The organism is Streptomyces macrosporus, assembly GCF_039533145.1.
Lineage (GTDB): Bacteria > Actinomycetota > Actinomycetes > Streptomycetales > Streptomycetaceae > Streptomyces > Streptomyces macrosporus.
Window position 1 is genome coordinate 82782 of the sequence record NZ_BAAASZ010000005.1, and the last position, 10292, is coordinate 93073.

The 10292-nt window shown below is 74.6% G+C and carries 4 protein-coding genes; all 4 read left to right on the forward strand.

The window, feature by feature from the left end; genetic code table 11:
• The first annotated feature begins 13 nt into the window (after positions 1-13).
• Complete coding sequence (locus ABD335_RS02575) at positions 14-6454, forward strand: type I polyketide synthase (RefSeq protein WP_344320372.1); 6441 nt, start codon at positions 14-16, stop codon at positions 6452-6454.
• Positions 6451-8388, forward strand: a complete 1938-nt coding sequence (locus tag ABD335_RS02580; RefSeq protein ID WP_344320434.1) for an alpha/beta fold hydrolase — start codon at positions 6451-6453, stop codon at positions 8386-8388. The genes ABD335_RS02575 and ABD335_RS02580 overlap by 4 nt, the downstream gene beginning before the upstream one ends.
• Before the next feature lie 9 nt (positions 8389-8397).
• Positions 8398-9753 carry a crotonyl-CoA carboxylase/reductase gene (gene ccrA / locus ABD335_RS02585; RefSeq protein WP_344320373.1) on the forward strand — a complete coding sequence of 452 codons (1356 nt, stop codon included), beginning with the start codon at positions 8398-8400 and terminating at the stop codon, positions 9751-9753.
• Positions 9754-9760: 7 nt separating this feature from the next.
• On the forward strand, positions 9761-10292 hold a 532-nt coding region (locus ABD335_RS02590; RefSeq protein ID WP_425583529.1), incomplete at its 3' end, for a 3-oxoacyl-ACP synthase III family protein.

The window sequence follows — 10292 nt, forward strand, 5'->3', positions numbered from 1 at the left end:
GAGAGAGCACACGATGGCGTCCACATCATCCCAAGAAGTCGTCGAGGCGCTGAGAGCCGCGCTGAAGGAGAACCAGCGTCTCCAGGCCGTCAACAACCGGCTCAGGAGCAGCGAGCACGAGCCGATCGCCATCGTCGGGATGGCGTGTCGCTACCCCGGCGGGGTCGGTTCCCCCCAGGACCTCTGGCGGCTGGTCGCCGACGAGGTGGACGCGATCGGCCCGTTCCCCACCGACCGCGGCTGGGACCTGGCCGCACTGTACGACCCGGACCCCGACACCCCGCACACCTCGTACGTCAAGGAGGGCGGCTTCCTCCACGACGCCGCGCGCTTCGACGCCGAGTTCTTCGGCATATCCCCGCGCGAGGCAGGCGCGATGGACCCGCAGCAGCGGCTGCTCCTGGAGACGTCGTGGGAGGCGTTCGAGCACGCGGGCATCGCTCCGGGGTCGGTGCGCGGCAGCCGCACCGGCGTCTTCGTGGGCGTCATGTACGCCGACTACCTGTCCCGTCTGACCCCGGCGCCGGAGGAACTGGAAGGGTTCCTGGTCACCGGGGGCGCCGGGAGCGTGGCGTCCGGCCGTATCGCCTACACCCTCGGGCTGCAGGGCCCGGCCGTCACCCTGGACACCGCCTGCTCCTCCTCCCTGGTGAGCCTGCACCTGGCGTGCTCGGCGCTGCGGCGGGGCGAGTGCTCGCTGGCCCTGGCCGGCGGAGCGACGGTCATGGCGACACCGCTGCCCTTCATGGAGTTCAGCAGGCAGCGCGGCCTCGCCCCGGACGGCCGCTGCAAGGCGTTCTCCGCCTCCGCGAACGGCACCGGCTGGTCCGAGGGCGCCGGGATGCTGCTGCTCGAAAGGCTCGACGACGCCCGGCGCGCGGGCCATCCCGTACTCGCCGTGATCCGTGGCTCCGCGGTCAACCAGGACGGGGCGAGCAACGGCCTGACGGCGCCCAACGGCCCCTCCCAGGAGCAGTTGATCCGGCAGGCACTGGCCGACGCCGGACTGTCCGCCGCCGAGGTGGACGCCGTCGAGGCGCACGGCACCGGAACCAGGCTCGGCGACCCGATCGAGGTGCAGTCGCTGCTCGCCACCTACGGCCGCACCCGCTCCGCGGACGACCGGCTCTACCTGGGCTCCCTGAAATCGAACATCGGGCACACGCAGGCCGCGGCGGGCGTCGCCGGGATCATCAAGATGACCATGGCGCTGCGGCACGGTGTCCTTCCCCGGACGCTGCACGTGGAGGAGCCCACGCCGCACGTGGACTGGTCCGACGGCACGGTCGCCCTCCTGACCGAGACGATTCCGTGGCCGGACCGCGGCCGGCCACGGCGGGCCGCGGTCTCCTCGTTCGGCATCAGCGGCACCAACGCCCACATCATCCTCGAACAGGCCACCGAACCCGAGCCCGCGCCCCGGACGGCGACGGAGCCGCCGCCGCCGGTGCCGTGCCTGCTGTCCGCGAGCAGCGAGACGGCGCTGCGCGCCCAGGCCGACCGGTTGCACCGGCACCTGACGGGCACCGACGAGGCGGCGTCCGCGCGGCTCGGCGACATCGGCTTCTCCCTCGCCACCACCCGCGAGCACCTGCCACACCGCGCGGCACTGCTCGTCGAGGACCGGGAAGCCCTGCTCGACGGGCTGCACGCGCTGGCCGACGGAACCCCGCCCGCGGACCTCGTCCACGGCACGGCGACCGAGGGACGGACCGCGTTCCTCTTCGCCGGGCAGGGCTCGCAACGGCCCGGCATGGGCCGTGACCTGTACTGGGCGTTCCCGGCCTATGCCGAAGCCTTCGACGCCGTGTGCGCCGTGCTGGACCGCCACCTGGACCGGCCGCTGAAGGACGTGGTCTTCGCGGCGGCGGACGCTCCCGGTGCCGCGCTGCTGGACCGGACCGGGTACACCCAGCCGGCGCTGTTCGCCGTCGAGGTCGCGCTGTACCGGCTCCTCGGGTCCTGGGGCATTCGGCCCGACGCGGTCCTCGGGCACTCGGTCGGCGCACTGGCCGCCGCCCACGTCGCCGGGGTGCTCTCCCTGGAGGACGCCGCCGAGCTGGCCGCGGCCCGGGGCCGGCTCATGCAGCGACTGCCCGAGGGCGGCGCGATGGTGGCCCTGCGGGCCGGCGCGGAAGAGGCCGCCGCCCTGCTCGACGGATACGAGGAGCGGGTGGCGGTGGCCGCGGTCAACGGGCCCACCGCCACCGTGCTCTCCGGCGACCGCGCCGCGCTCGGCGACTGCGTGCGGCGCTTCGAGACGGCCGGCGGGAAGGCCACCTGGCTGCCCGTCGGCCACGCCTTCCACTCGTCGCTGATGGAACCGGCCCTGGACGGACTGCGGGCCGTCGCCGAGCGCCTCTCCTACCGGGACCCGCGGCTGACCGTCGTGTCCGACCTGACGGGTCGCCCGGTGACCGCGCGGGAGCTCGGGGACCCCGAGTACTGGGTCCGGCACGCGCGCAGCACGGTGCGCTTCCAGGACGGCGTGCACACCCTCACGGAGCTGGGCTGCACCCGGTTCGTGGAACTCGGGCCGACCGGCGACCTGACGTCTCTGGCCGCCGACTGCCTCGCCGCCGGCGGCGGACGGCGGGCTCACCACGAGCCGATCACCCTGCTGCGGCGGAACCGGCCGGAGACCAGGACCCTGCTGACCGGCGTCTCCCGGCTGCACGCCTGCGGCACCGAGGTCGACTGGGCCGCGGTGTTCGCGGACCGGGGCGCCCGCCGGGTCGAGCTGCCGACGTACGGGTTCCAGCGCCGCGCCTACTGGCCCGCCCCGCGGCCGGCCGCCGACCACGTGGACTCGGCCGGACTCACCCGCCGCGACCACCCGGTGCTGACCGCCGTGACCGAGCTGCCGGAGACCGGCGGGATGCTGCTGAGCGGCCGACTGTCCCCGGCGGCCCACTCGTGGCCGGCCGAGCACCGGGTCGCGGGAAGGACACTGCTGCCCGGCACCGCGCTGCTCGATCTGGCGGTCTCCGCGGCCCGCGAGACGGACGCCGGGATGGTGGAGGAACTCGTCCTGGAAGCACCGCTGACCGTCGAGCAGGACACCCGGATCGACGTGCGGGTGTCCGTGGCGGCCCCCGACGCCGACGGCCGCCGGGCGGTCGCGGTCCACTCGCGCCGTGCGGGCCGCGACGGGGCCGGGACGTGGCAGCGCAACGCCCACGGCACGATCACCCGCCACGAGCGGGGCACGGCGGACGACATGACGGCCTGGCCCCCGCGGGGCGCCGAGCCGGTGCCCGTGCCACCCGCCGACCTGTATGCGGACCTGGCCGCGAGGGGCCTGGAGTACGGACCCGGCTTCCGCGGGGTACGGGCGATGTGGCGGCGCGGCCCGGAGATCTTCGCCGAGGTCGCGCTGCCCGACGACCGGGCCCAGGGCCCCGGCGGCCACTGGCTGCACCCGGCGCTGCTCGATGCGGCGCTGCACCCGCTCGCCCTCGCTGGCCCCGCGGACGACGCCGGGCGCACGGGCGCCCTGGTGCCGTACGTCTGGTCTCGCGTCCGTGTTCACGGCCCCGGCGGCACCGCGCTCCGGGTGCGGCTGGCGCCGGTGGGCGACGGCGCGTTCTCCGTCGACCTGGCCGACCCGGCCGGACGACCGGTGGCCTCCATCGGCTCGCTGGCGCTGCGGCCGGTTCCGAGCCGCGACGCCGACGAACTGCCCGACGGCCTGCTGCGGCCCGCGTGGGAACCGCTGCCCGGGCTGCCCACCGCCCCCCGCACCGACCGGTGGGCGCTGCTGGGCCCGGACGACCCGGGACTCGGCCGGCGCGCCCACCCCGATCCGGCCGCCCTGATCGCGGCGCTGGACGCGGGCGAACGGGCGCCCGATGTGATCGTGCTGCCCTGCCCGCCCGCCGAGGGCGGTGCCGCGGACGCCGCCACCGTACGGAACACCCTGCTGCGGGTCCTGACCACGGTGCGGCAGCTCCTCGGCGACGACCGGCTGGCCGCCACCCGGCTGGTGGTGCTCACCCGCGGCGCCGTCACCGTGGGCGCGGAGCAGCACGCGGGCGCGCTCGCCCACCGGGCCGTATGGGGGATGCTGCGCTCGGCCCAGGCCGAGCAGCCCGATCGTGTCGTCCTTCTCGACGAGGACGGGACGCCGGGTTCCCGGCAGGTCCTGGAGGCCGCCGCCGTGGCCGGCGAACCGCAGCTCGCGCTGCGCGGCGGCACCGCGTACCGCCCGTCCCTCACGGCCGGGGAGGCGGACGACGCGCTGCGCCCCCCGCCCGGGGCGCCGCACTGGCATCTCGACTACGTCGCCAAGGAGACGTTCGCCGACCTGTCCTTGCGGCCCTGGCCCCAGGCGGGCGCTCCGCTGGAGGAAGGCCAGGTCCGGGTGCGCATGCGGGCCGCGGGCCTGAACTTCCGCGACGTCCTGCTCTGCCTGGGCGTGATCCCGCCCTCCGTCGACGGGCACGCCGCCGACGCGGGACAGGGCGGCGAGGGAGCGGGCGTCGTCCTCGAGGTCGGCCCGGGCGTGACGGATCTGCGTCCCGGCGACCGGGTGATGGGACTCTTCTACGGCGTCGGACCGGTCTCGGTGACCGATCGCCGGCTGGTGTGCCCGATACCGGCGGGCTGCTCCTTCCGCCAGGCGGCCGGGATCCCCGTCACCTACCTCACCGCCTACTACGGCCTGGTCGACGTGGCGGGCCTCCGGCCGGGCGAATCCGTTCTGATCCATGCCGGGACGGGCGGTGTCGGAACCGCCGCCGTCCAGCTCGCCCGCCACCTGGGCGCCGAGGTGTTCGCCACGGCGAGCCCCGCCAAGTGGGACGTCCTGCGCGCCGCCGGTCTGCCCGAGGCACGCATCGCCTCCTCCCGGACCCTCGACTTCGAGCAGCGGTTCCTGCGGAGCACCGGCGGCGCGGGCGTCGACGTGGTGCTCAACTCCCTCGCCGGGGAGTACGCCGACGCCTCGCTGCGCCTGCTGCCGCGCGGCGGACGGTTCCTGGAGATGGGCAAGACCGACCGGCGGGACGCCGCGGACGTCGCCCGTCGCCACCCCGGCGTCCGGTACCACGCCTACGACGTGCGTGATCCGGGGCCCGACCGCATCCAGGAGATACTGCTCGCCCTGCGGGAGATGTTCCAGCAGGGAGCGCTCACACCGCCACCGACCTCCTCCTGGCACGTCCGCCACGCTCCCGAGGCGTTCCGGTACCTCGGCGAGGCCCGTCACATCGGCAAGGTCGTGCTGGACCTCCCGGACGACGACGAGTTGTGGGACGTCGACCGGGCCGTGCTGATCACCGGCGGGCTGGGCTGGCTCGGCCGGCTCACCGCGCGGCACCTGGTGACCCGGCACGGAGTGCGGCACCTGGTCCTGATGGGGCGCGGCGCTCCCGGCGCGGACGCGGCACGGGACATCGCGGACCTGCGGGACCTCGGCGCCGAGGTCCGCACCGTGGCCTGCGACGTGGCCGACCGGGACGCGCTGGCCGCCGCCCTCGCATCGCTGGCCCGCGACCACGTCCGCGTCGGCGGGGTGGTGCACGCGGCGGGTGCGCTGGACGACGGACTGCTGACGGCGCTGACTCCCGAACAGCTCGACCGGACTCTGCGTCCGAAGGTCGACGGGGCCCTCAACCTGCACGAGCTCACGGCGCCCCTCGGGCTCTCCGCGTTCGTCGCCTTCTCCTCGCTGGCCGGCACCCTCGGCTCTCCCGGGCAGGCCGGATACGCCGCCGGGAACGCCTTCCTCGACGGTCTCGTGGAGTGGCGGCGGTCGGTCGGACTCCCCGGCGTCTCGCTGGTGTGGGGCCTGTGGGAGGGCACCGGAGGCATGGGCGCCGGCCTGACCGACCCGGACATCGCCCGCATGGCCCGCGCGGGGGTGGCACCGCTGCGGCCCGAGCAGGGCCTCGCCCTGCTCGACGCCGCGGTCCGCCGCGATCTGCCGGTGGCCGTGGCCGTGGGAGGGAACCTCCGGGCGCGGACGGCCGGTGCGGCGGCACCGACCCCGGCCGAGCGGCCGACGGTCGCCGCCGGGTCGCCGCCGGAGGCGGACACCGGAACCGGCGACCGGCTCCTGGACACGGTGCTGCGGGAGGTCGCCGCCGTTCTCGGGCACCCGTCCGCCGCCGCGGTGGACCCGGACGGCGTCTTCGCCGACATCGGCTTCGACTCGCTGACCGCCGTGGAACTGCGCAACCGGCTCGCCTCGGCCACCGGAGTCCGACTCCCCGCCACCTTCATCTTCGACTGGCCGACCCCGGCCGACGTGGCGGACCGGCTGCGCGAGGAACTCCAGGACCCCGACACGGGGAACATGCCCCTGGCCCTGCTCGACGAGATCGGCCGACTGGAGACCGCGATCGCCGACGCCCCCCTGGGGGACGCCCAGCGTGCCGCCGTGTGCGACCGGCTGCGCGGCCTGCTGACCAAACTGAGCCCGACGACGGAGGACGACGCAGCGTGGTCATGAACGGAATCCGCACGTTCCACCACCGGGACGGCACGGCACGCCTGGTGTGCTTCCCGCACGCGGGCGGCGGCGCGAGCGCGTTCCTCGCGCTGTCGGCGGCCCTGCCCGACGACATCGAGGTGCACGCCGTGCAGTACCCGGGCCGGCAGGACCGGCGGAGCGAGCCGTGCGCCGAGGCCATCGAGGACCTGGCCGCCCAGGCGGCGACGGCCCTCGCCGGATACGACGACCGGCCGCTGTTCCTGCTCGGTCACAGCATGGGAGCTCTCGTGGCCTTCGAGACGGCCCGCCTGCTCCGGGGGCGGGCCGCCGTGACCCGACTCTTCGCCTCGGCGGCCCGCCCGCCCGCGGCGGACTGGGCGGAACCCGATGTCGACGCGCTCGCCGACGAGCAGATCGTCGGCGAACTGCGGCGGCTGGGAGGGGTTCCGGAACCGGTGCTCGACGATCCCGAGATGATCGGCGAGGTGCTGCGGCAGTTGCGCGCCGACGTCCGTGCGCTGCGCCGCTACCGCTGCGGCGACGACGCCGCCGTGGCGGCTCCCCTCACCGTGCTCGTCGGGACCGACGACCCGAAGAACTCCGTCGCGCAGATGCGGGACTGGGCGCGGCACACCACCGGGGAGCACGTCGTGGAGACGCTGCACGGAGGCCACTTCGCCCTGACCGAACGGGCGGCCGAGGCGGCGGCGCTGCTCACCCGGTACATCCGCACGGACATCGCCGAACGCGCGAACGGCGGGGACCGTGCGAACGGCACGGCGCCCGCGGACCTGGTGCGGGAGATCCTGGTGGCCGGAGTGAACGGTCGGCGCCCGCCGCTCTCCACGGACCTGACGACACTGGAGGAGACCGCGCGCACCAAGCTGCCGCCGGACGCCTTCGCCTACGTGGCCGGAACCGCGGGCAGCGGCGCCACCGGCCGCGCCAACCGCGCGGCGTTCGAGGAACGGCGGCTGGTGCCCCGGATGCTGCGCGGCGCCGTCCACCGGGACCTCACCGTCCGCCTGGCCGGACAGCGGCTCCCCGCGCCGGTGCTGCTCGCGCCGGTGGCCGCGCAGACGGTGGTGCACCCCCAGGGCGAGCTCGCCACCGCCCGGGCCGCGGCCGAGGTGGGCGTGCCGTTCGTCCTGTCCACCTTCGCCGCCCACTCCCTCGAAGAGGTGGCCGAGCAGTCGGGCCGGGTGCCGCGCTGGTTCCAGCTGTACCTGCCCTCGGACCGGGCGGTCGCCGAGTCCCTGGTCCGCCGGGCCGAGGCCGGCGGATACACCGCGCTCGTCGTCACCGTGGACGCCGCCTACCTCGGCTTCCGTCCGATGGAACTCGACAACGCCTACTCCCCGTTCCTGCGCGGCACCGGCATCGCCAACTTCACCACCGACCCCGCGTTCCGCGCCGGACTGCCCGACGGCGCCGAGCCCGCGGCGATGGTCCGGCGCTGGGCGGAGATCTCCATCGACCCGGCGGCCACCTGGGACGGACTGGCCTGGCTGCGCGACGTGACCGACCTGCCGGTGTTCGTCAAGGGCATCCTGCATCCGGACGACGCCCGGCTGGCCGTGGAGCACGGAGCGCGGGGCCTGGTCGTCTCCAATCACGGTGGACGCCAGCTCGACGGCAGCACGTCCGCACTGGACGCCCTGCCCGCGGTGCGGGACGCCGTGGCCGGACGGGTGCCGGTGCTGATGGACTCCGGCGTCCGCTCCGGCACCGACGTGGCCAAGGCACTGGCCCTGGGCGCGGACGCCGTCCTGGTCGGACGGCCCTACGTGTACGGGCTCGGGTTGTCCGGACAACAGGGCGTCGAGCACGTCCTGCGCTGCCTGCTGGCGGAGCTCGACCTGGCCCTGGCACTCACCGGATGCGCGTCCCCGGCCGAGCTCACACCCGATTTGATCACGGACCAACGATTCCGGTCCTCCGCGGCCGAGTGAGGAGCCGTCATGTCACTTTCCCAAGCGGTACGTGCGGGCGCGGCACCGGAGGAACTGGCCGCAATCGAACCGCCCGCCGAATTCCTCGCCGCGCACCTGCGGATCGAGGACGAGAAGGCGTTCGAGGGCATCGCCGGCGACCGCGACGTGCGCAAGACCCTCCACGTGGGACCGGTTCCCCTGCCGGAACTGGCGCCCGACGAAGTGCTGATCGCGGTCATGGCCAGTTCCATCAACTACAACACCGTCTGGTCCGCGACCTTCGAACCCATGTCGACCTTCGGCTTCCTCAAGGCGTACGGACGGCAGGGCGGTTGGGCGACCCGGCACGACCGGCCCTTCCACGTCCTGGGTTCGGACGCGGCCGGGGTGATCGTGCGCGTGGGCAATGGGGTACGGCGCTGGCGGATCGGCGACCACGTGATGGTCAACGCCGCCTGCGTCGAGGACCAGGAAGCCTCGGCCCAGGCCGACGGGATGCTCAGCGAGAACCAGCTCGCCTGGGGCTTCGAGACCAACTACGGCGGCCTGGCCGAGTACACCATCGCGCGGGCCAGTCAGCTCATCCCCAAGCCGGCCCACTTGACCTGGGAGGAGGCCGCCGCCGTGCCGGCCTGCGCCGGCACCGCGTACCGGATGCTCGTGAGCGACCGCGGAGCCCGGATGAAGCAGGGCGACGTGGTCCTCATCTGGGGAGCCTCCGGAGGCCTCGGCGCCTACGCCGTCCAACTGGTGAAGAACGGCGGTGGGATAGCCGTCGGCGTCGTGGGCTCCGAGCGGAAGGCGGAGGCCGCACGCGCCCTGGGCTGTGACCTGGTGATCAACCGCGCGGAAATCGGCCTCGGCGGGGACACCGGCGATGATCCCGCGGCGGTGGTGGAGCAGGGCAAACGGCTGGGGCGGCTGATCAGGCAGGGCGTGGGCGAGGACCCCCACATCGCGTTCGACTATGTGGGCCGGTCCACCTTCGGCGTCTCGGTGTTCGTGGTCCGGCGCGGCGGAGCCGTGGTGACCTGCGGATCGAGCACCGGCTACCAGCACCGGTTCGACAACCGCTACCTGTGGATGCGGCTCAAGCGCATCATCGGCAGTCACGTCGCCAACCTGCAGGAACAGGTCGACTGCGCCCGGCTGTTCGGCCAGGGCGGCATCGTTCCGGCGCTGACCTCGCTGTACCCGCTGAAGGAGGTCGGCGAGGCGACCCGGTCGGTCCAGCTCAACGAGCACATCGGCAAGGTGGGCGTGCTCTGCCTGGCCGACCGCCCCGGCCTGGGGGTGACCGACCCCCGGCGGCGGGCCCGGATCGGCGAGGACCGGCTCACCCTCATGCGCGCCTTCGCGCCCGACAGCGTACGGGCGAGGTGACGGGGCCGTGCACAGCCGGACGAGCGCGGCGGTCACCGTCCTGGGCACCGGTGCGTACCTGCCCGAGCGGACGGTGACCAACGACGACGTGGCGGCCCGGGTGCCGGGCGCTTCGGCCGACTGGATCGCCGACCGCACCGGCATCCTCGAGCGGCGTTACGCCGCACCCGACGAAGCCGCCTCCGACCTGGCCGTCCACGCCGCCCGCAACGCCCTGAACCAGGCAGGGCTCACCGCCGACGAACTCGACTTCATCATCGTCTCCACCACGACCGGCGACGCCCCCATCCCGTCCACCGCCTCCCTGGTGCAGTACGCGCTCGGCGCGCACCGGGCCGCGTGCTTCGACGTGAACATCGCCTGCACCGGGTTCGTGACCGCACTGTCCGTCGCGCAGGCGTACGTGACGCTGCGCAGGGCGACGAAGGTGCTGGTGATCGGCACCGACGTCTGGACCCGCTTCGTCGACTTCGACGACCGGGCGACCAGCGTGCTCTTCGGCGACGGCGCCGGCGCCGCGGTCGTCGGCGCCCCGCCCG